At 67.5% G+C, this 20,973-nt stretch carries 22 protein-coding genes; 3 read left to right on the top strand and 19 right to left on the bottom strand.

All coding sequences use genetic code 11. The features are described 5' to 3' along the window. Positions 1 to 125: 125 nt before the first annotated feature. The 19 genes from cheZ to fliE all read right to left on the bottom strand — a co-directional run bounded on the left by cheZ (position 126) and on the right by fliE (position 17,145). Entirely contained in the window at positions 126 to 773 is a 648-nt protein-coding gene (gene cheZ / locus ACAM57_RS06965; protein WP_369661104.1) for a protein phosphatase CheZ, read from the bottom strand. 1 nt (position 774) lies between these two features. Then, entirely contained in the window at positions 775 to 1,173 is a 399-nt protein-coding gene (cheY, locus tag ACAM57_RS06960; RefSeq protein WP_126023328.1) for a chemotaxis response regulator CheY, read from the bottom strand. A 34-nt stretch (positions 1,174 to 1,207) separates the two neighbouring features. Then, positions 1,208 to 2,287: a chemotaxis response regulator protein-glutamate methylesterase gene (locus tag ACAM57_RS06955; RefSeq protein WP_184641083.1), complete on the bottom strand. Its 1,080-nt coding sequence runs from the start codon at positions 2,285 to 2,287 to the stop codon at positions 1,208 to 1,210. A 2-nt stretch (positions 2,288 to 2,289) separates the two neighbouring features. Further along, positions 2,290 to 2,934, bottom strand: coding sequence for a chemoreceptor glutamine deamidase CheD (gene cheD, locus ACAM57_RS06950; RefSeq protein ID WP_126023326.1), 645 nt, complete (start codon positions 2,932 to 2,934; stop codon positions 2,290 to 2,292). Continuing rightward, on the bottom strand, positions 2,931 to 3,767 hold the full coding sequence (locus ACAM57_RS06945; protein WP_126023325.1) for a CheR family methyltransferase: 837 nt from the start codon (positions 3,765 to 3,767) through the stop codon (positions 2,931 to 2,933). The genes cheD and ACAM57_RS06945 overlap by 4 nt, the downstream gene beginning before the upstream one ends. 108 nt (positions 3,768 to 3,875) lie before the next feature. Then, positions 3,876 to 5,174: an EAL and HDOD domain-containing protein gene (locus ACAM57_RS06940; RefSeq protein ID WP_369661103.1), complete on the bottom strand. Its 1,299-nt coding sequence runs from the start codon at positions 5,172 to 5,174 to the stop codon at positions 3,876 to 3,878. A gap of 20 nt (positions 5,175 to 5,194) precedes the next feature. After that, complete coding sequence (gene cheA / locus ACAM57_RS06935; RefSeq protein WP_369661102.1) at positions 5,195 to 7,291, bottom strand: chemotaxis protein CheA; 2,097 nt, start codon at positions 7,289 to 7,291, stop codon at positions 5,195 to 5,197. A gap of 53 nt (positions 7,292 to 7,344) precedes the next feature. Then, positions 7,345 to 8,223, bottom strand: a complete 879-nt coding sequence (motB, locus tag ACAM57_RS06930) for a flagellar motor protein MotB (protein WP_126023322.1) — start codon at positions 8,221 to 8,223, stop codon at positions 7,345 to 7,347. 40 nt (positions 8,224 to 8,263) lie between these two features. Then, the gene (motA, locus tag ACAM57_RS06925) at positions 8,264 to 9,124 is read right to left on the bottom strand and encodes a flagellar motor stator protein MotA (protein ID WP_369661101.1); all 861 of its coding nucleotides are present in this window, start codon (positions 9,122 to 9,124) and stop codon (positions 8,264 to 8,266) included. Positions 9,125 to 9,199: 75 nt separating this feature from the next. Further along, a complete protein-coding gene (flhC, locus tag ACAM57_RS06920; RefSeq protein WP_369661100.1) occupies positions 9,200 to 9,787 on the bottom strand; it encodes a flagellar transcriptional regulator FlhC in 588 nt (195 codons plus the stop codon). Continuing rightward, positions 9,784 to 10,146 (bottom strand): flagellar transcriptional regulator FlhD, encoded by a 363-nt coding sequence (flhD, locus tag ACAM57_RS06915; protein WP_184641079.1) that lies wholly within the window; start codon positions 10,144 to 10,146, stop codon positions 9,784 to 9,786. The genes flhC and flhD overlap by 4 nt, the downstream gene beginning before the upstream one ends. A gap of 337 nt (positions 10,147 to 10,483) precedes the next feature. Then, entirely contained in the window at positions 10,484 to 10,759 is a 276-nt protein-coding gene (locus ACAM57_RS06910) for an EscU/YscU/HrcU family type III secretion system export apparatus switch protein (protein WP_369661099.1), read from the bottom strand. A 61-nt stretch (positions 10,760 to 10,820) separates the two neighbouring features. Continuing rightward, positions 10,821 to 12,122, bottom strand: a complete 1,302-nt coding sequence (locus ACAM57_RS06905; RefSeq protein ID WP_369661098.1) for a flagellar hook-length control protein FliK — start codon at positions 12,120 to 12,122, stop codon at positions 10,821 to 10,823. Between the two features lie 34 nt (positions 12,123 to 12,156). Further along, entirely contained in the window at positions 12,157 to 12,489 is a 333-nt protein-coding gene (locus ACAM57_RS06900; RefSeq protein WP_221297679.1) for a flagellar protein FliT, read from the bottom strand. A gap of 28 nt (positions 12,490 to 12,517) precedes the next feature. Further along, entirely contained in the window at positions 12,518 to 12,937 is a 420-nt protein-coding gene (gene fliS, locus ACAM57_RS06895) for a flagellar export chaperone FliS (protein WP_184641077.1), read from the bottom strand. A 34-nt stretch (positions 12,938 to 12,971) separates the two neighbouring features. Further along, complete coding sequence (gene fliD / locus ACAM57_RS06890; protein WP_369661097.1) at positions 12,972 to 14,414, bottom strand: flagellar filament capping protein FliD; 1,443 nt, start codon at positions 14,412 to 14,414, stop codon at positions 12,972 to 12,974. Between the two features lie 55 nt (positions 14,415 to 14,469). Continuing rightward, entirely contained in the window at positions 14,470 to 14,826 is a 357-nt protein-coding gene (locus ACAM57_RS06885) for a flagellar protein FlaG (protein ID WP_184641075.1), read from the bottom strand. A 166-nt stretch (positions 14,827 to 14,992) separates the two neighbouring features. Continuing rightward, positions 14,993 to 16,648: a FliC/FljB family flagellin gene (locus ACAM57_RS06880; protein ID WP_176662971.1), complete on the bottom strand. Its 1,656-nt coding sequence runs from the start codon at positions 16,646 to 16,648 to the stop codon at positions 14,993 to 14,995. A gap of 179 nt (positions 16,649 to 16,827) precedes the next feature. Then, positions 16,828 to 17,145: a flagellar hook-basal body complex protein FliE gene (fliE, locus tag ACAM57_RS06875; RefSeq protein ID WP_369661096.1), complete on the bottom strand. Its 318-nt coding sequence runs from the start codon at positions 17,143 to 17,145 to the stop codon at positions 16,828 to 16,830. 282 nt (positions 17,146 to 17,427) lie between these two features. Here fliE and fliF point away from each other — a divergent pair, with 282 nt between their 5' ends. Genes fliF through fliH form a run of 3 tightly spaced genes read left to right on the top strand, consistent with a single transcriptional unit; the run spans position 17,428 to position 20,972 of the window. Continuing rightward, entirely contained in the window at positions 17,428 to 19,164 is a 1,737-nt protein-coding gene (gene fliF, locus ACAM57_RS06870) for a flagellar basal-body MS-ring/collar protein FliF (protein WP_369661095.1), read from the top strand. After that, complete coding sequence (gene fliG, locus ACAM57_RS06865) at positions 19,157 to 20,155, top strand: flagellar motor switch protein FliG (RefSeq protein WP_126023311.1); 999 nt, start codon at positions 19,157 to 19,159, stop codon at positions 20,153 to 20,155. The genes fliF and fliG overlap by 8 nt, the downstream gene beginning before the upstream one ends. Next, complete coding sequence (gene fliH, locus ACAM57_RS06860; RefSeq protein ID WP_369661094.1) at positions 20,142 to 20,972, top strand: flagellar assembly protein FliH; 831 nt, start codon at positions 20,142 to 20,144, stop codon at positions 20,970 to 20,972. The genes fliG and fliH overlap by 14 nt, the downstream gene beginning before the upstream one ends. The last annotated feature ends 1 nt before the right edge of the window (position 20,973 follow it).

Here is a 20,973-nt window from a genome sequence, read left to right as displayed (position 1 = left end):
GTGGCGAAGTACGCCTTGCTCATGGCCAAATTATTGAATTCGACCCTCCGGAACAATCTGTCGATCAGGGCCCAGATAGCCCTGCAATTCGGACAATAGAAAGGGGCCGGCAGGCCCCCTTGAGATCAGAAGCCGAGGCTCTCCAGCAGGTCGTCGACCTGCGCCTGGTCGGTGACTGCATCGGGGTTGCCGGGCTTGACCTGCGGGCCGTTCTGCAGGCTCTGCACGGCCTCGTGGCGCTTCTCGGGCGCGGAGTTGTCGATCAGCACCTGCAGCAGCTGCGTTTCGACGTCGTTGACCACTTCCATCATCTTCTTGATGACCTGGCCCGTGAGGTCCTGGAAATCCTGCGCCATGAGGATTTCCATGAGCTGCGAGTTGATCGCGCTCGCTCGCTCGGGCACGCCGTCGAGGTAGCCGCGCGTGTCCAGCACGAGTTCGCGCGCGTGGTCGAGCTCGATGGGATTCTTGAACCACTCGTCCCAGCGCTTGCTCAGGCCCTTGGCATCGGTGGACAGCGCTTCCTGCAGCGGCTGGGCCACGTCGATGGCGTTGAGCGCGCGGTGCGCCGCGCGCTCGGTGGTGGCGGCCACGTAGCTCAGGCGGTCGCGCGCATCCGGAATGGCCTGCGCGGCCCTGGCCACCTGCTTGTCGAGGCCCAGCTCGCGCAGGCCTTCGCGCAGCTGGCGCGTGAGCTGGCCGATGCGGCCCAGCAGTTCTTCGGTGGTGTTGGCGGGTTCCGCGACGGCGGCGGCGGCGGTGTTCTGGCTCATGTCAGGCCGCTTCCTTCGCGAGTTTCTCGAAGATCTTGGTGAGCTTTTCTTCGAGCGTTGCGGCGGTGAAGGGCTTCACCACGTAGCCGTTGGCGCCGGCCTGGGCCGCCGCCACGATGTTCTCCTTCTTCGCCTCGGCCGTGACCATCAGCACCGGCAGCTTCTTGAGCTCGGGGTCGGCGCGGATGGTCTGCAGCATGGTCAAGCCGTCCATGTTGGGCATGTTCCAGTCCGACACCACGAAGCCGAAGTTGCCGCCGCGCAGCTTCTCGATGCCGGCGGCGCCGTCCTCGGCTTCGTCCACGTTGTGGAACTCCAGCTCCTTCAGCAGGTTGCGCACGATGCGGCGCATGGTCGGGAAGTCGTCCACAACCAGGATTTTGATGCTCTTGTCGATCACGATATTTCCAACTCCAAGGTCGTTTTCTTTTCTCTCAAACTCGGTTCGTACGTTCACCGAACGTGCGAAGGTGCGCCAGCACGCGGCGGCTGACTTCGGCCAGGGGTGACACGTCGTCCACCGCGCCCAGAGCGATGGCCTCGCGCGGCATGCCGAAGACCACGCAGCTGGCCTCGTCCTGCGCCAGCGTGTGGGCGCCGGCGCGCCGCATGCGCAGCAGGCCCTCGGCACCGTCCTTGCCCATGCCGGTCAGGATGATTCCGATGGCGTTCTTGCCGGCGTGCTTGGCGGCCGAATCGAACAGCACGTCGATGGACGGCCGGTGGCGGTTCACCGGCGGCTCCTGGTCGAGGTGCGCCACGTAGTTGGCGCCGCTGCGCGCGAGCGACAGGTGGTAGCCGCCGGGCGCGATGTAGGCATAGCCCGGCAGCACGCGCTCGCCGTGCTCGGCTTCCTTCACGTTGATGCGGCACAGGCCGTCCAGGCGCTGCGCGAACGAGCGCGTGAAGCCCGCGGGCATGTGCTGCGCGATCATCACGGCCGGCGAGTCGGGCGGCAGCGGCTGCAGCACTTCTCGGATGGCCTCGGTGCCGCCGGTGGAGGCGCCGATGATGATGAGCTTCTCGGTACTCAGCAGCGGGCTGCGCAGCAGCGATTCCTGCGGCGCCTCGCCGCCGGGGCGCGCCGCGGCGGCGTGTCGGGCGGGCAGCAGGCGTGCGCTTGCCGCGGTGCGGATCTTGCCGGCGATCAGTTCGGTGTAGTTGAGAAGGCCGTCGCGCACACCGAGGCGCGGCTTGGTCACGAAGTCGATGGCGCCCAGCTCGAGCGCGCGCAGCGCGATCTCCGAGCCGCGCTCGGTGAGCGAGGAAACCATGACCACCGGCATGGGCCGAAGCCGCATGAGCTTCTCGAGGAATTCGAGCCCGTCCATGCGCGGCATTTCCACATCGAGCGTGAGCACGTCGGGGTTGGTGACCTTGATGAGGTCGCGCGCCACCAGCGGGTCGGCCGCCGTGCCCACCACCGTCATGTCGGGCTGGCTGTTGATGATCTCCGTCATCACGCTGCGGATGAGCGCCGAGTCGTCGACGCACAGCACCTTGATCTTCTTCACGCTCACAGGTTTCCTTTGTTATCGGCAGCCGATGCAGCGCGCGAGCCGGACAGTCTGCGCAGCAGCTCGCCCTCCTCGTGCTGCACCTGGCGCACTTCTGTCTGCGCGCGCAGCTTGCGCACGATGGCCTTTCCCGTCGCCGGCACGAAGCACACGCGGCGCGCATGCGGTCCGCGCAGGTCCTGCGCGGCGACCTCGATGCGCTCGTTGCCCAGGTAGCGCAGCACGAAGTCGGCGTTGCGGTCGCCGATGTTGAGCGTGGTCATGTTCGCCAGCACCGCGCCGCCGCCGAAGACCTTGGCCTTGAGCCGGTCGCGGCGCGCGCCCGCGCGCACCAGCTCACGGATCAGCACGTCCATGGCGTAGGTGCCGTAGCGCATCGATTCGGTGGCGTCGCGCGTGCCGGCCGAGGCGCCGGCTTCGCCGTCGTCGGGCAGCATGAAATGGTTCATGCCGGCCACGCCCGCCTCGCGGTCGTGCAGGCAGGCGGCCACGCAGGAGCCCAGCACCGTGCTGAGCGCGGTGTTGCTCGATGTCACGTAGTACTCGGAGGGCAGCAGCTTCACGGCCATCATCCCGACGTCGCGGTCGAAATAATGATGGCTCGCCACCGAGCCCGGGGCGGCCGCATTCGAGGCCGCGCTCATGAGGAAGCACCCGCGGCACGCGAGCGCGCGAGCTCGTACACGGTCTGGCCCAGCGGGCGGAAGGCCTGGTTGACCAGCGAGGCGTTCTCCGAATGCCCGGCGAACAGCAGGCCGTCGGCCTTGAGCAGCGGCGCGAAGCGGTCGAGCACCTTCTTCTGCGTCGGCTTGTCGAAATAGATCATCACGTTGCGGCAGAAGATCGCGTCCACCGGCTCCTTCACCGCCCAGGCGCTGTCGAGCAGGTTGAGCCGCGAGAACTTCACCATCGCCGCCACCTCGGGCCGCACGCGCACCTTGCCCGCGTTGGAGCCGGTGCCCTTGTTGAAGAAGCGCCGCAGCCGCTCGGGCGCGAGCCTGCGCACCTGCTCCGCGGTGAAGACGCCGGCGGAGGCCTTGGCCAGCACCGCCGTGTCGATGTCGGTGGCGATCACGCGAGAGGCCGCGGCCTTGTCGCCCAGCGCCTCCATCAGCGTGATGGCGATGGAATAGGGCTCCTCGCCCGTCGATGCCGCCGCGCACCACACGGTGACGGGCTGCTTCGCCTTGCGCACGTGCTCGGCCAGCGTCGGGAAGTGATGCGCCTCGCGGAAGAACGAGGTGAGGTTGGTGGTCAGCGAGTTGATGAAGAGCTGCCACTCCTCGCCGTCCTGGCGCTGTTCGAGCCAGTCGAGGTACGAGGCGAAGTCGGGCAGCTGCAGCTCCCTCAGCCGGCGCGAGAGGCGGCTGTAGACCATCTGCCGCTTCTGCTCGCCCAGGGCGATGCCGGCGCGGCGATGGATGAGGGTGCGCACGCGCGAGAAGTCGCTGTCGGTGAAAAGGAACTCGGTGGTCACGGCCAGCCTGGAAGGTTGGCTTTCAATGTACATAGCGGCCACCGTTTCCAATGGACCGATCAGACGCGCAAATGCCCCGCACTTTCGGCACTCCGGCCGCGGCTTGCTTCATTGCTCGCTCGCCGCAGGGCTGGCGCCCTGCGCCCACACCAGCGCGGAGAGCTGGGCGGCATTGACCTGCGCCGGGCTCAGGAACAGCGCCTCCGACAGGCGCGCCGCCTGCCCGTCGTCGAGCTCGCAGCTCTCGGCCAGCGCCACGAAGGGGCCGTAGAGGCCGCCGCGCGAAAGAATGGCCTGCTGCACCGCCTCGGTGAGCTGCACCTTGCGCAGCACGCCTTCCATCGACACGCCCAGCAGTTGGTCGAGCAGCGAGAACATGCCCGCCACGAAAAGGTTGTCGGCCTCGCTGGCAGGCAGCATGCCCTGCCCCACCAGTTCGACGAAGCGCCCGCGCAGGATGGCCTTCTTCATCATGTAGGGCGAGCCCGCCTTGTTGCTGGTGGCCAGCAGCAGCGAGAGCCAGCGGTAAAGCGGCGAGTAGCCGAGCATGGCGACCGCGTGGCGCAGCGAGTGGATCTCCACCGCCATGCCCACCGCGGGCGAGTTGATGTAGCGCAGCAGGCGGTAGGTGAGCGCGGCATCGTGCTTGAGCGCGGCCTCGATGACGCGCAGGTCTTCGTTGCGCTGGAGCATCTGCATCAGCTGCACGATCAGCAGCGACTCGGGCTGCAGCGCGTCTTCGGTCTCGAGCACCGGCGGGTTGCGGAAGGCGCCGTCGATGAACACGTTCACGCGCCGCGACGCACAGGCATCGAACTCGGTCCAGTCTTCCACGCGCGAGGCCACCGGCTCCACCGGCGGGTGGCCCAGCTGGGCGTCCTGGCGCAGGCGCGCGACGGTGTCCACGTCGTTCGCGCCGACTTCGAGGTGGGTGACGATGGAGCGCAGCTCCGGGTCTTCAGGCAGTACGGCGCCTGCGCACTGCATGAAGCCGAAGCCCTGCTCGCGCAGGAACAGCAGGATGGAGCGCAGGTCGGCGTCCATCAGTTCGTCCGCGCGCATGCACAGCACCACCTGCTGCGGCGGCAGCGACTGGAGCTCGCTCTGGAAGAGCGCGTCGACCGTCACGTCGACGAACAGCAGCTGCGATCCCAGCAGCCAGCCTTCGTCGCCAGGGTTGAGGTGCATGGCGAGCGTGTCCATGAGCGCCTTGACGCCCGCTGCGCCGGACGCATCGGAAGCCGCGCCGGCGGCGCGCCAGGCCATGCGATAGCCGATCACGCGCCTCTGCGCGTCGAGCAGCATCGCGTAGGCCAGGTGGCCTTCGCAGCCGGCCTCGGGCTGGGTGGAGGCGCCGGTTTCGGCGCCGGCGCCTTCGGAAGCGCGACGGAAGAAATCAAACCGCATTCAGCTGTCTCCGTCGGATGTCAGAGTGCAATGGCGTCGGTCCTCCGGGCCGCGCCCGCGAGCGCGGCCGCACTCGCGGCCTGCGCGCGCTGGATGCGCGGCATGGCGCCCACGTCGATGATGAAGGCCACGCTGCCGTCGCCGAGGATGGTCGCGGCGGAGATGCCGGGCACCTTGCGGTAGTTGGTCTCGAGGTTCTTCACCACCACCTGGTGCTGTCCGAGCAGCTCGTCCACCAGCAGCGCGAAGCGGCTGTCGTCGGCCTGCACGATCACCAGGATGCCCTGCGTGGGGTGCGTCTGCGCGCCGGCCACGTCGAACACGCGGTGCAGCTCGATGAGCGGCAGGTACTCGCCGCGCACGCGGATCACGTGGCCGTCGGCGGTGATGGAATGCAGGTGCTCCGGCAGCGGCTGCAGCGACTCGATGACGTAGCTCAGCGGCAGGATGTAGGCCTCGCTGCCCACCTTGACCGACATGCCGTTGAGGATGGCCAGCGTCAGCGGCAGCACGATGCGCGTGGTGGTGCCCTGCCCGCCGCGCGAGTGGATCTCGACGTGGCCGCCCATTTCCTGGATGTTGCGCTTGACCACGTCCATGCCCACGCCGCGGCCCGAGATGTCGGTGACCTGCTCGGCGGTGGAGAAACCGGGCGCGAAGATGAGCTGCCACACCTCGTCGTCGGGCATGGTTTCGCTCACCGGAAGGCCCTGCTGCATGGCCTTGGCAAGGATGCGCTCGCGGTTGAGGCCCGCGCCGTCGTCGCTCACCTCGATCACGATGTTGCCGCCGTGGTGCTGCGCCGACAGCAGCAGCTGGCCGGTGGCGTCCTTGCCCTTGGCCAGGCGCACCTCGGGCGTCTCGATGCCGTGGTCGAGGCTGTTGCGCACCAGGTGCGTGAGCGGGTCGACGATGCGCTCGATCAGGCCCTTGTCGAGCTCGGTTTCCTTGCCGTAGGTGTCCAGGCGGACCTGCTTGCCCAGCTTGGCGCTCACGTCGCGGATGACGCGCGGGAAGCGGCTGAACACGTAGTCCATCGGCATCATGCGGATGGACATGACCGATTCCTGCAGGTCGCGTGCGTTGCGCTCCAGGTGGCCCAGGCCGCTGAGGAAGCGCTCGTAGGCCACCGGATCGAGCATGGTCGCGGCCTGCGTGAGCATCGACTGGGTGATGACGAGCTCGCCCACGAGGTTGATGAGCTGGTCGACCTTCTCGACGTCGACGCGGATGGAGCTGGATTCCCTGGCGGCGGCGGACGAAGCGGCTGCCGTGGCGGGCGCCGAGGGTGCGGGAGAAGGCGCGGGCTGCGGTTTCGCGGCTTCCACGATCGCGGCGGGCTCGGGCTCGGGCGCGCGCGCGGGTGCGGCCACCGCTGCCGGAGCTTCGGCAACCGCTTCGTGCGTGATGTCGATCTGCGATTCGTCGATGACGAAGCAGCAGACGGCGACGATGTCGTCTGGCGAGCAGGTGGTTTCGAGCAGCACTGTGAGCTGGTCGTTGCTGCGCGTGCTCGAGAGCACCTTGCCGAGATTGGCCAGCTCGCCGGTCAGCAGCTCGCATTCGCTTTCCGACAGGCGGGCGAAGCGGACGCGCAGCGCGCCGCCGCCCTTGCCGGCGGCGGCATCTGCCGGCGCAGCCACGGGCTCGGAAGCCACCACAGGCGCGGGAGCCGGCGCAGGAGCCGGCGCAGGGGCCGGAGCGGGCGCGGGTGCCGCCGCACTTGCGTCACCGCTTTCGAGCGCGAGTTGCTGAAGCACGCCACAGATGTGCGCGACCATGTCCGGGTCCGGCTCGTTGCCTGCCTGGTAGGCGGTGAGTTGTTCTTGCAAGGCGTCCTTCGTTTCCAGGAATGCATCGATCATCCGGCCGGTCAGACGCAGCTGCCCATGGCGGGCGCGGTCCAAAAGCGACTCGAGAACGTGCGTGGTGTTGGTAAGGGCAGTGAAACCGAAAGTCGCTGCGCCGCCCTTGATGGAGTGCGCCGCGCGGAATATGGCGTTGAGCTGTTCGCTGTCGGGGGCGTCGACATCGAGTTCCAGCAGGAGCTGCTCCATCTCGGCGAGCAGTTCGATGGCTTCGACGAAGAAGGCTTGGGTGAATTGACTGAGGTCCATCTCGTGTCTTTGTGTGTTTCTTGTTGTTGTGCCGTCTGCTGTCGTGCGTCCGTTCAGTCCGCCTTCGCGGCCGCCTTGCCGATGCGCAGCCCGCCGACGGGCTCCGCGCTGTTCTCGCGCTCGATGCGTTCCTGGGTCCGGTGGTTGAGCAGGATGATGCTGATGCGCCGGTTGATCGGGTTGCGCGGATCGGCCTTGTCCAGGTGCATGCTGTCGGCCAGGCCGATCACGCGCAGCACCTTGCCCTCGGCCATGCCGCCGGCCACGAGTTCGCGCCTCGAGGCGTTGGCGCGGTCTGACGACAGCTCCCAGTTGCCGTACGACCGGTCGTTGGTGTAGACGATGGCGTCGGTGTGCCCCGACAGGGTGATCTTGTTGGGCAGGCCGTTGAGCGCCGGCGCAAGCTCGCGCAGGATGGCGCGCATGTGCGGCACCACGCGCGCGCTGGCCAGCTCGAACATCGGGCGGTTCTCGGTGTCGACGATCTGCAGGCGCAGGCCCTCGGTGGTGATGTCGATGAGGATCTGGGAGCGGAACTGCTGGAACACAGGGCTCTTCTCGATCAGCGCGTCGAGATTTCTCTTCATCTCGGCGAGGCGGCTGGCGTCGGCCTCGTCCTCGCTCGCGGTCTCGGTGAGCTTGACCTCGCCCTCCACGTGCACCGGGTCGGCGCCTCCGCCGGGGATCATGCTGGTGCTGAGGCTGGACTTGTCGCCGCCGGTGAGCGCCACGCGCAACGGCATGCGGAAGTGCTCCGCGATGCCTTCGCGCTGCTTGGTGCTGGAGATGGAGAGCAGCCACATCACGAGGAAGAAGGCCATCATGGCCGTCATGAAGTCGGCATAGGCGATCTTCCAGCCGCCGCCGTGCGCGCCCCCGTGCTTGCCCTTGTGGACGTGCTTGAAGATGACTCTTGGCTTGTCGTCGCTCATGATCGCTGGCTGCTCTGTGCTGGCTCGTGCGATGGGCGCGTCAGCGCGCCTTGACTTCGCGGACGCGGTCGTCCAGCTCGGTGAACGAGGGGCGCTCGGTCGAGAACAGCACCTTGCGGCCGAACTCCACCGCGAGCTGAGGCGCGTAGCCGTTGAGGTTGGCCAGCAGCGTGACCTTGGCGCACTGGTAGATCTTCATGCCCTCTTCCACCTTCTGCTCGATCAGCGAGGCCAGCGGCGAGACGAAGCCGTAGGCCAGCAGCACGCCGAGGAAGGTGCCCACCATCGCGTGAGCGATCAGCGCGCCCATTTCGGAGGGCGGCAGGTTGGCGGAGCCCAGTGCGTGCACCACGCCCATCACTGCCGCGACGATGCCCAGCGCGGGCAGCGCGTCGCCCACGCGCGAGAGGCTGTGGCCGGGCACCGCGGCCTCGTGACGGATGGTCTCGATCTCGTGGTCCATCAGCGCCTCGATCTCGTGCGCATCGGTGTTGCCGCTGATGACCAAGCGCAGGTAGTCGCACAGGAAGACGGTGATGCCCTCGTGCGCCATGATGTTCGGATAGCGCGTGAAGATCTCGCTCTGGGACGGGTCTTCCACGTCGGTCTCCAGCTTCATCATTCCTTCCTTGCGGGCCTTGGCGAGCAGCTCGTACAGCAGCGCGAGCAGGTCCATGTAGAGCTGGCGGTTGTGCTTGGAGGTGCGCAGCAGCAGGGGCAGTTCCTTGATGGTGGCCCTGATGGTCTTGCCGTTGTTGCCGGCGATGAAGGCGCCCAGCGCCGAGCCGCCGATCATGAGCAGTTCGACCGGCTGGAACAGGACGCCGAAGTGCCCGCCCATGAGGCCGTAGCCACCGAAGACGGCACCGATCACCACGATGTATCCAACCAGAACCAGCACGCGCTTCCCCTATCGCCCAGCGGGCGTCGAATCAACAAACCCCTGGCGGCCATGGCCGCCGGCGGGGCACTTTTCCTAGACGGCGCCGCCGATGTCCATCACCGGCGCCACCGCGACGAGCCCGCCGCGGCGGCGCTCTGGCGCCTTGGGCTTGCGTGCCTTGCCCGCGCGCGAAGGCGGACGGCACAGCACGCACACGTATCCGTTCTTGTTGTCGTGCGCATGCGCCACGAAATGGCCGCCGCAGCGACAGCAGGTGCTCAGCTGCAGCATGTCGCTGTCGAAGAAGCGGACCATGGTCTCGGCGCGGGTGAAGTCGAGCACCACCTCGCCACCGTTGGCCTCGACCTGCTGCGTGTAGAGGCGGTAGGCCTTGATGAGCGCGGGCAGCTCGTTCTCGTCCGCCTCGTCGAGCATGAACCGGTAGATGTTGTAGAACATCGACGAGTGGATGTTGGCCAGCCACGTCATGTACCAATCGGTGGAGAACGGCAGCAGGCCCTTGGGCGGAGAGACGCCCTTGAGTTCCTTGTAGAGGCGGATCAGGCGCTCGCGGCTCAGCGTGACCGCGGCTTCCAGGAACTGCAGGCGCGCGCCGAGGCCGATCAGCTCGATCGCGAGCTGGACCTGCCGCACCTCGCCCAGGACGCTCTTGCTGGTCACGCCGCGCTCGCTCCGCGCATCTGCGCCTGCGACTGTGCCTGCGCCTGGCGCGCGGCCATCAGGATCGACATATGCGCCTGCTGCAGCGCAGGCTCCTTGCCCTCGCCGACCACCGCGAACATGGGGCGGTCGTCCAGCCGGAAGCTGCACAGCAGGAAGTTGGACGCGGCCAGCTTCACGATCTGGCTGAGCGACATGTTCGCCAGCAGATCGGCCAGCTCACGGCCCACGCCGAGGCGGAACATGGCCTCGGCCCTGTCCTGCTTCACCAGCTTCTGCGCCAGCAGCATATAGGCCAGATTTATCTCGCCGATTTCCCTCGAAATCACGCCGTTGGCGGTGATGTTGACGTTTTCCATGTCTGATCCCATTTCCGATTCAAAGCTCACTTCGTGCTCCTAACAATCGTGTATACATTATATACACAAAGTTTTACATGTTGAAGTGTTTTGTATGACATGAGGGTAAAAAAGGTAGGAGGCATCTGACAAGGCACTCCTCATCTCCCAATGGAGGCCCCGCGTTTACAGGTGTCAGCCGTTTGGGTAACAAATGTTTCAGACGCCACCCAAAAAAGCGCGAATTTATTCGTCAGCAACATCGAATTGATAAACGCTATGGGTTTATTTAGCCTCGATGAAAGACCATTTGAACGAATTTCTCGATTCATGATTTCACATTGGTCCATCTGGTCAATTAGTCGCCTGCGCGACCCTCGAGGCGGCAGATCCACGCCATCACCTCCGCCACGGCGAGGTACAGCTGCGGCGGGACCTGCCTGTCCAGGTCGACCTGCATCAGGAGCTTCACGAGGTCGGCCGACGAGTGCACGTAAAGCCCGTGCTCGCGCGCCTCGCGCATGATCGATTCGGCGACCACGCCATAACCCTTGGCCACGACGACAGGCGCCCGCGTCTTGTCCGCATAGGACAGCGCGACGGCGCTGTTGCGGTTGTCGAGCACCTCGTTCATTGGAATACCTTCGTGCTTCGCACTGCGGTGCGAGCTTGCCTGGGACGGCCCGGCGCGGCGCTCATAGGGCAACCTCCTTTGCGGCGACCAGCACCTGCTGCAGCTGCAGGCCCGCGGCGTCGAAACGCTTCGCGAGCCGGCCGGTGTCGCCGCGCAGGCGCACCATGGTCGAAGCCTCGCGCGCGAACAGATGCGCCTGGACGGCCTGGCCGTCGAGGCTCAGCCGCAAGTCGACCTCGCCAAGCTTCGGCAGCTCCAGCGAGACCGTGGTCGACCAGCGGCGCGCACCCTCTTCCTCGGCTACCGCGCCCTCGCGCGCCTCGGACCGGGCCTGTTGTTCTTCCTCCACAGTCCAGCTCATCGGCACGTCGGGCCAGGCATGGCCGTTCCAGCGGAAGACCGAGCTGGCCAGCAGATCGAGCTGCTGGTGCACCAGCGTGACGGCCTGGGGATGGATCACTTCGCCGCCGCGCGATGCCGGCAGGGCCGTGGCGCTGTCGGCCTGGCGCGCGGATTCGCTGGCGCGGTGCGCGGGCATCGAATCGAAGCCGCCGCCGGGCGATGCGCTCTCGGGTTGCCGATAGGCGGCCTGCACCCGCGCCGCGTCGTTCGCCGCGGCTTGCTGTTCCAGAGTCTGCGGTTTGCCTTGCGAGGAGGAGACACCGGCGTCCTGTGGCTGCCCTGCTGTGGCCGGCGCCTGTGGCGCGGCAACGCCCACCGCGCGGGCGCCGTCGCCCTGCACCGCGGGCACCTGAGCTTGCGCCACGGGCGAAGGCAGCGCATCCGGCGAATCGACGATCGCCGCCGTCGATGCGGCAGCCACCACCTGCGACGCGACCGATGCACCCGCCTGCGTTTTCGCGATCACCGGCACGGCCCACTGCGCCTGGGGCTCCTGCTTCATCTGCGCGAGCGTGCGGCCGCCGGCCGTGAACGACGCCAGGTGCGATTCATAGAAGAGCCCGCTGTCCGACACAGCCTGCGCCAGCGTGCCCGCCAGCGCCGCGGCGTTCACCGGCTGCGCGCGCGAAGGCATCAGCGGCACGGCGCCACGCACCGGCCCCGGTTGCGCCTGCAGGTCGGCCAGCACCGCGCCGATGACGCGCGCCGCCACCGACAGCCGCGTCTCCATCGAAGGCTGGGCGCCGGAGCCGGCATGGGGAGTACCGCCGGCAGCGGCACCCGGGATCTGCCTGTCGAGCGCCGCATTGGAAGGCAGCCTGACATCGTTCTCGACCTTGCCGATCGCCACCGCCGGCCCGGGCGCGCCGATGGTGGTCTCGGGCTTGATGCCGAGCACGTCCAGCCGCGGCGCGAGCCTTGCGGCCAGCAGCGCGTCGAGCAGTCCGGCGAGTCCAGTCATGGTGCGGTTTCTTCAGGTCGTCCGGCAGCCGCGCTCAGTGCGGCGGCCCGTAGGCCCTGCCGAGGTTCTTCTGCTGCGTGAGATATCCCATGCGGCTGATCAGGCTCTCGAGCTGCGGCTTGATGAGCCCCGACACCTCGGCCTGGTCGGAACGTATGCGCTCCAGCAGATCGAGCACATGCTCGACCTGCGTCGCGTCCAGCAGCTCGTGGGGCTCGATGGCCTTCAGGCGCTCCACCATCGCCGAGCAGCGGGCTTCGAGCGCGGGGAGCTGGCCCCACTCCTTGGCGCGCGCCAGCACCAGCATCGATGCGATGCCGGTGGCCAGCTCTTCGTAGCAATGAACGACCTCACTCCGGAATGCCATGTTTTTCTGTTTCTCTTGCGGTTGCATTTCAGCCACGGGCCCGGTCGTCGATCTCCCGCCAGGCGGAAGCGATGTTCTCGAGCAGCCGGTCGGCCTCGTCCAGGGCCAGCACGTCGTTGTGCAGGTTGGCGCGGAACAGCCGCTGCACGATGTAGTCGTACAGCGCCGAAAGGTTGGCCACCAGCTCGGCGCCGGCCTCGCCGGCCGCCTGGGCGTCGAGCCCGGCCTTCAGGCCGTTGTCGACGATGCCGATGGCCTTGGAGATCGCGTTGCCCTTGGCTTCGGTGTCGCCGGCGGCCATGTGGTGGCGCGCCATGCCGATGGCGGTCTTGGCGCCATCGAACAGCATCGTGATGAGCTGGTGCGGCGACGCGCTCATCACGCTGGTCTCGACACCGAGGCGCGCGTAGGCACCGGCACCTGTGCGCATGTTGTGGGGGGTGTACATCGGCTGGTGCTCCAGGTTCCGCGTGCCTTGCGTCCTACTTGGACTGCTTCGACATCGCGTCGAACTGCTGCGTGAGGTAGTTCTTGGTGTTGTTCAGGTTGTTGATCAGCACGTCGAGCTGGTTGAACTGCTTGCGATAGCGGTCGACCGTGGCGTCCACGCGCAGCTGCATCGCGTCGTACTGGGTGTCGAGTTCCTTGATGGTCGCCGTCACGCCGTCGCTGGCCACCTTCAGCGCGCCCTTGGTCACGTCGTCCACCAGCGCGTCGATCTGCTTGCCGTAGCCGGCCTTGCTGCCGGTAGCGCTGGAGAACAGGTTCGCCACGCCCTTGAGGTTGTTGGCCAGCGCCTTGTCCAGCTTGTCGGAGTCGACCGCCAGGGTGCCGTCCTTCTGGAAGGACACGCCGATCTCGGTCAGCACCTTCATGTCGTTCGTGCCGCCGGACTGCGGCGCCACGAGCGCCTGGCGGATGCGCGTCTGCAGGTTGCGCAGCGTGCTGTCGCCCACCAGCGCCGCGGCGGTCTTGGTGTCGGCGTCGTACGCGGTCAGCGTCTTGGCCGTGCTCTGCAGGCTGTTGTAGGCCTTCACGAAGTCGTTGATGGCCGTCTTCACGCCGGCCGTGTTCTCCTTCATGGACAGGCCGGTCTTGCCGGTGCCCACCAGCGTCAGCGTGGCGCCCTGGATGGCTTCCTTCACCGTGTTGGTCGGGCTGGTGACGTCGATGCCGTTGACGTTGAGCTTCGCGTTCTGCGCCGCCGAGGTCTGCTTCAGGCTCTGCGCGCCGGCGGGGTCGTTGTTCAGCAGGCCCTGCAGCGCCGCGTCGCCGTCGACCGCGATGCGCATGCTCGACTTCTCGCCGGTCTGCGTCGAGGTCAGCACCAGGCGGTTGGGCGTGCCGCTGCCGTCGTTCACGATGCTGGCCGTGACGCCCGCGTTCGCGCCGTTGATGGCGTTGCGGATGCCTTCCAGCGTATTGTTGGTCGAGTCGATGGTGATCGACTTGGCGGGCCGGCTCGCGTCGGCGGTGAAGGTGGCGCCGCTGTACTGGCCGGTCGCCGGGTCGAGCGTGCCGCCGGTGATGGCGCCGAAGTCGATGGTGATCTTGCCGGTGCCGATGGCGGCCTTGGCGTCGGCCTGGCCCGCGCTCACCAGCGTCTGCGACTGCGCGATCTGCGACACGTCGATGGTGTAGTTGCCCGCCGCGCTCGTGTCGGTGGCGGTTGCCGACAGGATGCCGCTGACGGTGGGCGTGCCCGTCACGCTCTGGAAGAACGTCGGGTCGCCGAGCTTCTTGGCCGCCGCCTGCAGCGTGGAGAGCGCGCTCTGGATCGTGCCGTAGGCCGACAGCTTGCTCGTGTAGCTCTTGGCCTTGGCCTGCAGCGCCACCATGGGCTGCTTCTCGGCGGTCTCCAGCTGCGTGAGCAGGGAGGCGAGGTCGAGGTTGGCGCCGACGCCGAGACTGCTGATGGTTGCCATGTGGATGCTTTCCTGTTTGTCCTTGATTGAGATTGCCGGTGCCCGCGTGCCGGCCTCAGGCCGCGTGGTCCACCAGCAGTCCGTTGCCGTCGTTCATCAGCTTCGCGATGCGCACGACTTCCTCGTTGGGAATCTGGCGGATGACCTCGCCGCTGGCGCGGTCCACCACCTTGACGATGACCATGTCGGTCTCCTTGTCGACCTCGAACTGCAGGCCGACCTCGCGCAGCGCGAGCGACTCGTTCACCTGGCGCACCGCCTGCTCCACCTGGACCGGCGTCGCGCCCTCCTTCGCGTCGTCCTTCTCGGCCGTGGCGGCGGCGGCAGAGGCCGCGCCCGCGGCGCCGCCGACGAGCAGCTGCGTCCACTGGTTGTCCTTCACGGAGTTCGCCGACACGGGGTTCAACATCATTTCCACCTTGCTGTGCTGGGTTCGCTGTTCTCTGCGGCCTCGCCTGGACCGGCATGGCCGCAGGGAACAGCGCAGGCACTCCCGGATTGCGCCGGGGGCCTGCGTCGGCCGGGTCCCACCCCAGGGGAGGGGCCCGGCTTTCCTCTGACTTCTCAGTACCTTTCGATCAACGCAGGAGCGACAGCACGCCTTGCGTGGTCTGGTTGGCCTGCGACAGCACCGAGGTACCGGCTTGCTGCAGGATCTGGGCGCGCGTCATGTTCGACACTTCGACCGCATAGTCGGCGTCCTGGATGCGCGAGCGCGACGAGGACAGGTTGACGACCGTGGTGCCGAGGTTGGCGATCACCGAGTCGAAACGGTTCTGCACAGCACCCAGGCTGCCGCGCAGCGTATCGACCTTGGCCAGGGCTGCGTCGAGCGCGGCCAGCGGGTTGCTCGTCTTGGTGCCCTTGCTGGTCGTGTCCGTGGTCAGCTTGCCGGCGGAGTTGACGTAGGCCACTGCGCCCACGTCGGCTGCGTACTTGCCCGTGCCGGTCGTCGAGGCAACGGTCACTTCGCCGTTGACTGCGTTGACGTTGTAGCTCGTGGTGTACGACGCGGTCTTGGTCATCTCCTTGTCGTTGTCCATGTACGTGTCGCTGGACTGGCCACCGGCAGCGGCGAAGGTCACGGTCGAGGCGAAGATGCCCGAGCCCAGGTTCACCGTCGAGGCGGCGCCGGCGACGGCGGTCTTCACGTCGTCCTTCGAAACGGTCTTCGTGTAGGTGAAGCCCGAGTTCGCGGCAGCGCCGAAGTCGTAGCTCGTGCCGTTGAGCTTGATGCTCGAGGCGCTGGCGGTGGTGTCGCCGCTGGCGAACAGGCCCGACAGCGTGGCGGCCGGAGGAGCGCCGACGTTGTTGGTCGTCAGGTTGCCGCCCGAGAGGTAGGCTGCCTGGCCGCCGATGGTGATCGCGCCGGCGCTGTCGACTTCGAAGTTGGTGGTGCCGCTGACGCCCGTGAAGGTGCCCGAGAACTTGTTGCCCGCGGTCGGCAGCAGCGTGCCGGCGAAAGCCGTGGTGGGAGCACCGGTGGCGACGGCGACGGTGGTCGTGAAGTTGCCGGCGGCGGCGTCGTACTTGTAGGTGGTCGCACCCACGACAGCCGTGTTGCCGTCCTGCATCGCGTCGACGGCCTGCTCGGCGGTCACCTTGGCGAAGCTGGTGGTCACAACGTAGGGGCCCGTGCCGGTGGCGCCGGCCTTGGTCAGGTCGTTGACGTTGGCCTTGGCGTTGGCCGACACGCCCTTGCCGTTGACGTTGAAGCCGTCCAGGCCCAGGGTCTTGGCGCTGATTTCCTGCAGGTCGATGTCGATGGTCTCGCCATCGTTCGCGCCGACTTGCACGGTCAGCTTGCCGGCGTCTGCCGACAGGACCTTCACGCCGTTGAACTGGGTCTGCTGCGAAACGCGGTTGATTTCGTCCATGCGCTGGCCGATTTCAGCCTGGATGGAGTCCAGGTCGCTGGCCGAGTTCGTGCCCGTGCCGGCCTGCACAGCCAGTTCGCGGATGCGCTGCAGGTTGTTGTTGACTTCGGTCAGGGCGCCTTCCGTCGTCTGGGCGATCGAGATGCCGTCGTTCGCGTTGCGGGTGGCTTGCGTCAGGCCCTTGATGTTGGCCGTGAAGCGGTTGGCGATGGCCTGGCCGGCGGCATCGTCCTTGGCGCTGTTGATGCGCATGCCCGAAGACAGGCGCTCGATGGCGCTGTTCAGCGCCGACTGCGACTTGTTCAGGTTGTTCTGCGTGAGCAGGGAGAGGCTGTTCGTGTTGATGACTTGCGCCATGTTCGACTCCTGATTGATGAAAAAAGGTTGTGGACTCCGGCTTTTGGCCGTAACGCTGGACCCGCTTCCACTTAGAGACTCAAGCCATCGTTGACTTGGTTATCGGCGGGGCCCTGCGAACCTTTAGGGGGCATGCACGAAAAAGTTGCGCGCCCCTCTCCACATCACCCGTTCACCCTTCAAGCCTGCAGGTTCATCACTTCCTGGTAGGCGGTCACGAGCCGGTTTCGAACCTGCAGCCCGGTCTGGAACGCGACGTTCGCCTTCTGCATGTCGACCATCACGTCGTTGAGCGCGACGCCGGGCTTGCCCAGCTCGAAGGACTCGGCCTGCGCATAGGCCTGCTGCTGGGCGCCGCTGATGTTGGCGAGCGAGCGCTTGAGTTCGGCGGCGAAGCCGCCGGCTTCGGCCGGGGCTGCCGTCTGCGGCGCGATGCCCGTCTGGACCGCGGTGGCCCGCATCTGCTGCAGGATCGATTCGATGGCGCTGATGGACATGGTGATCCTCTTCCTCTTGTTTGTCTGAACACTTCTGCGTGACTTGATACGGAGGGACCAGGGCCCTCCGGCTGGCTTGCAGCGTATCAAGGGAAGACCCCGATTCAAGCGCGCAACTAAGGGCGAAAACCCCGGCTGTTCGGCCATTCGAATTCCGGGTGACTGCTGACAATCGTCCGCGAAACGAACAGGCCGCGGACGACATCACCGGCCATCCGGAATGAAATCTCTAAACCGAAATTCCTCTCCCACCATGGCCATGGCCGCGACGAGGGCGCACCCATGAGCACGGCTGCGCCCGCGGACGCGCTGCCCCAGTCCGGCGACGGCCAGCCGGCCCTGCTCGACCGCCTCCGCGCGCAGCCGAGGCTGCCGCTGATCATCGGCGGCGCGGCCCTGGTGGCCGCCGCGGCGGCATTCATGCTGTGGAGCCGCGGCCCCGAATACAAGGTGCTCTACACCAATGTGTCGGACCGCGACGGCGGCGCGATCATCGCGTCGCTGCAGCAGATGAACGTGCCCTACAAGTTCGCCGACGGCGGCGGCGCGATCCTGATCGCGGGCGACAAGGTGGCCGAGACCCGCCTCAAGCTCGCGGCGCAGGGCCTGCCCAAGGCCGGCGGGGTGGGCTTCGAACTGATGGACAACCAGAAGTTCGGCACCAGCCAGTTCGCCGAGCAGGTCAACTACCAGCGCGGGCTCGAAGGCGAGCTCGCGCGCTCCATCGAATCCATCGGCGCCATCGAGTCGGCCCGGGTGCACCTGGCGCTGCCCAAGCCCTCGCTCTTCGTGCGCGAGCAGAAGAAGCCCTCGGCCTCGGTGGTGCTCGCACTGGCGCGCGGACGCAGCATCGACGAAGGCCAGGTCAGCGCCATCGTGCACATGGTGTCCAGCAGCGTGCCCGACCTCGACGCCAAGAGCGTGACCGTGGTCGACCAGCGCGGCAACCTTCTTTCTTCCGCGCGCGGCGCAGACCGCGGGCTGGACGTGAGCCAGCTCAAGTACGCGCAGGAAATCGAGCAGGGCTACATCCGCCGCATCGAGGCGATCCTGCAGCCCATCGTGGGCGCGAACAACGTGCGCGCGCAGGTGGCAGCGGACATCGACTTCTCTGTGGTCGAGCACACCGACGAGAAATACAAGCCCAACCAGGACCCTTCCCAGGCCGCCGTGCGCAGCCAGCAGAGCAGCGAGTCGGCACAGCACGGCGGCGGACAGCCCGGCGGCGTGCCGGGCGCGCTGTCGAACCAGCCGCCGGTGAACCCCGTTGCGCCGATCACCGGCCCGAGGGCACCGAACGCACCCGGAACCCCGCCCGCCCCCGGAACGCCCGGCGCACCGGGTGCCCCCGGCACCGCCACCGCATCGACGACCGCGGCGCCCACCGGCCCGAGCAGCTCGCGCAAGGACACCACCACCAACTACGAGCTCGACCGCACCATCCGCCACGTGCAGCAGGCCGCCGGCGGCGTGAAGCGCCTGTCGGTCGCCGTCGTCGTGAACAACCGCGACGCGGTGGATGCCGCGGGCAAGACCGCCAGCCGCGCGCTGACGCCGGCCGAGCTGGAGCAGATCCGCAACCTCGCGAGGGAAGCCATGGGCTTCAGCCAGGAACGAGGAGACTCGCTCAACGTGGTGAACAGCGCCTTCGCCCGTGACACCGACAACGCTCCCGCGCCCGAGGTGCCGTTCTGGCGCGACCGCGAGAACCTCGACCTCGCCAGGATCGCCGGCCAGTACCTGCTGTACGCGCTGCTCGCGCTCTTCGCCTGGTTCGCCGTGCTGCGCCCGCTGATGCGCAAGCACCTGGCGCCCCCGCCCGCTCCGGCCGCTGCGGAAGCCCCGGCCGTGGTGGCCGCCGCCGCACCGGATGAGAACACGCCCTCCGCCGAGGAAAGCCTGCGCGAACGCGAGGCCAACCGCCGCAAGGCCGACATGGAATACGCCCACCAGACCGCCGACAAGGACCCGAAGGTGGTGGCGGCGCTGATCCAGCACTGGATGAACAACGATGAGTAGCGAACAGGGAACACGCAAGAGCGCCATCCTGCTGATGGCACTGGGCGAAGACCGCGCGGCAGCCGCGCTGCACCAGCTGCCCACCTCCGAGGTGCAGGCGCTGGGGCTCGCGATGTCGAAGCTCACCTCCGTCTCGAAGGAAGAGCTGGCCGAGGTGCTGGCCGAGTTCCGCAACGAGACCGAGCAGCTCTCGGCCCTGCACCTGGGCTCGACCAGCTACATCCGCGCCGTGCTGCGCAAGGCGCTGGGCGAGGACCGCGCCAGCAACCTGCTGGAAGACATCCTGCAGCCCGACGAGCCGCACGGCGGCATCGAGCGGCTCAACGAGCTCGAGGCCGGCGAAGTGGCCGAGCTCATCCGCGACGAGCACCCGCAGATCCTCGCGACGCTGCTCGTGCACCTGGACCGCATGAAGGCCTCTGAGGTGCTCGAGAAGCTGCCCGCGCGCCTGCGCCACGACGTGATCATGCGCGTGGCCACCTTCGGCGGCGTGCAGCCTTCGGCCCTGAACGAACTGACCGACGTGCTCACCGAGATGCTCGCGGGCCAGGGCCTGCGCCGCAGCCGCCTGGGCGGCGTGCGCACCGCGGCCGAGATCGTCAACCTCATGAGCACCAGCGTGGAGGAAGAAGCCATCGCCCACGTGCGCGAGCAGGACGAGGCTCTGGCGCAGCGCATCGTCGACGAAATGTTCGTGTTCGAGAACCTGCTGGGCCTGGAAGACCGCAGCATCCAGCGCCTGCTCAAGGACATCGAGAGCGACTCGCTCATCATCGCCCTCAAGGGCGCGCCGATGGAGCTGCGCGACAAGTTCCTCAACAACATGTCGCAGCGCGCCGCCGAGACGCTGCGCGAGGACATGGAGCTGCGCGGACCTGTGCGCGTGTCGCAGGTCGAAACCGAGCAGAAGGCCATCCTGCAGGTCGCCCGCCGCCTGGCGGAGGCCGGCGAAATCGTGATCGCGACGCCTGGCACCGATGAGTTCGTCTGATTCCAACGGCAACTTCGGCGGCTTCGGCGAATCGCGCGAGCGGCTCGCAGCCATCCACGCCGCCGCACGCCACGCGGCAGGCGGGCCAAGAACCGAGCGCCCCATCGTTCCCGCGCCCGCGCTGTCCGCATGGGAACGCTGGGAGATGGGCACCATCGACGGCAGTCCTCGCACGCCCGCGGCCCGCAAGACGACGGGCGAGCGCAGGAACACCGCGCCGCCAGCGCCGCCGCCTCCTTCCGCACCCAAGATCGACCTCGCCGATCTCGCGCGCATCCGCAAGGAAGCCCGCACCGACGGCGAAGCCGAGGGCCGCGCCGCCGGCCTTGCCGAAGGCCGCAAGGTGGGCCACACCGAGGGCCTGGCCACCGGCCTCGCGGCCGCCAGCGCACACGCCGAACGCCTGCGCGCGCTGGCCCGGTCGCTGCCCGATGCATTGCGCCGCGCCGAGGAAGAGCTATCGCAGGCCGTGATCGCGCTCGCGCTCGACGTGGCCCGCCAGGTGGTGCACCGCACGCTGAAGGCCGAGCCCGAATGGGTGCTGCCCGTGGTGCGCGACCTGCTCAACACCGAACCAGCCTTGCGCGGTGAGCCGCGCCTGCTGCTGCACCCCGACGACGTGGCGCTGGTGCGAAGCAGCCTTGGCGAAGAGATCGAAGCCGCAGGCTGGCAGATGCGCGCCGACGACACCATCACCCGAGGCGGTTGCCGCGTGCAATCAGCCACCGGCGAACTCGACGGCACGCTGGAAACGCGCTGGAAGCGCGTGACGGGCGCCCTCAACGGCGACGCCGACGGCAGGCCCGAAGCCCGGTGAC

The organism is Variovorax sp. V15 (assembly GCF_041154425.1).
In the GTDB taxonomy this organism is placed as follows: Bacteria; Pseudomonadota; Gammaproteobacteria; order Burkholderiales; family Burkholderiaceae_C; genus Variovorax; species Variovorax guangxiensis.
This window is presented reverse-complemented; position numbering and strand designations above follow the sequence as displayed.

Bases quoted from the DNA above. Each gene is read 5' to 3' on its own strand.
- ACAM57_RS06940 (WP_369661103.1), bottom strand. From the start codon at position 5,174: ATGCGGTTTGATTTCTTCCGTCGCGCTTCCGAAGGCGCCGGCGCCGAA.
- fliG (WP_126023311.1), top strand. From the start codon at position 19,157: ATGAGTAGCGAACAGGGAACACGCAAGAGCGCCATCCTGCTGATGGCA.
- ACAM57_RS06880 (WP_176662971.1), bottom strand. From the start codon at position 16,648: ATGGCGCAAGTCATCAACACGAACAGCCTCTCCCTGCTCACGCAGAAC.
- fliD (WP_369661097.1), bottom strand. From the start codon at position 14,414: ATGGCAACCATCAGCAGTCTCGGCGTCGGCGCCAACCTCGACCTCGCC.
- fliS (WP_184641077.1), bottom strand. From the start codon at position 12,937: ATGTACACCCCCCACAACATGCGCACAGGTGCCGGTGCCTACGCGCGC.
- fliF (WP_369661095.1), top strand. From the start codon at position 17,428: ATGAGCACGGCTGCGCCCGCGGACGCGCTGCCCCAGTCCGGCGACGGC.
- cheZ (WP_369661104.1), bottom strand. From the start codon at position 773: ATGAGCCAGAACACCGCCGCCGCCGCCGTCGCGGAACCCGCCAACACC.
- ACAM57_RS06885 (WP_184641075.1), bottom strand. From the start codon at position 14,826: ATGATGTTGAACCCCGTGTCGGCGAACTCCGTGAAGGACAACCAGTGG.
- ACAM57_RS06910 (WP_369661099.1), bottom strand. From the start codon at position 10,759: ATGAACGAGGTGCTCGACAACCGCAACAGCGCCGTCGCGCTGTCCTAT.
- ACAM57_RS06905 (WP_369661098.1), bottom strand. From the start codon at position 12,122: ATGACTGGACTCGCCGGACTGCTCGACGCGCTGCTGGCCGCAAGGCTC.
- fliE (WP_369661096.1), bottom strand. From the start codon at position 17,145: ATGTCCATCAGCGCCATCGAATCGATCCTGCAGCAGATGCGGGCCACC.
- flhD (WP_184641079.1), bottom strand. From the start codon at position 10,146: ATGGAAAACGTCAACATCACCGCCAACGGCGTGATTTCGAGGGAAATC.
- motB (WP_126023322.1), bottom strand. From the start codon at position 8,223: ATGAGCGACGACAAGCCAAGAGTCATCTTCAAGCACGTCCACAAGGGC.
- fliH (WP_369661094.1), top strand. From the start codon at position 20,142: ATGAGTTCGTCTGATTCCAACGGCAACTTCGGCGGCTTCGGCGAATCG.
- cheA (WP_369661102.1), bottom strand. From the start codon at position 7,291: ATGGACCTCAGTCAATTCACCCAAGCCTTCTTCGTCGAAGCCATCGAA.
- cheD (WP_126023326.1), bottom strand. From the start codon at position 2,934: ATGAGCGCGGCCTCGAATGCGGCCGCCCCGGGCTCGGTGGCGAGCCAT.
- ACAM57_RS06900 (WP_221297679.1), bottom strand. From the start codon at position 12,489: ATGGCATTCCGGAGTGAGGTCGTTCATTGCTACGAAGAGCTGGCCACC.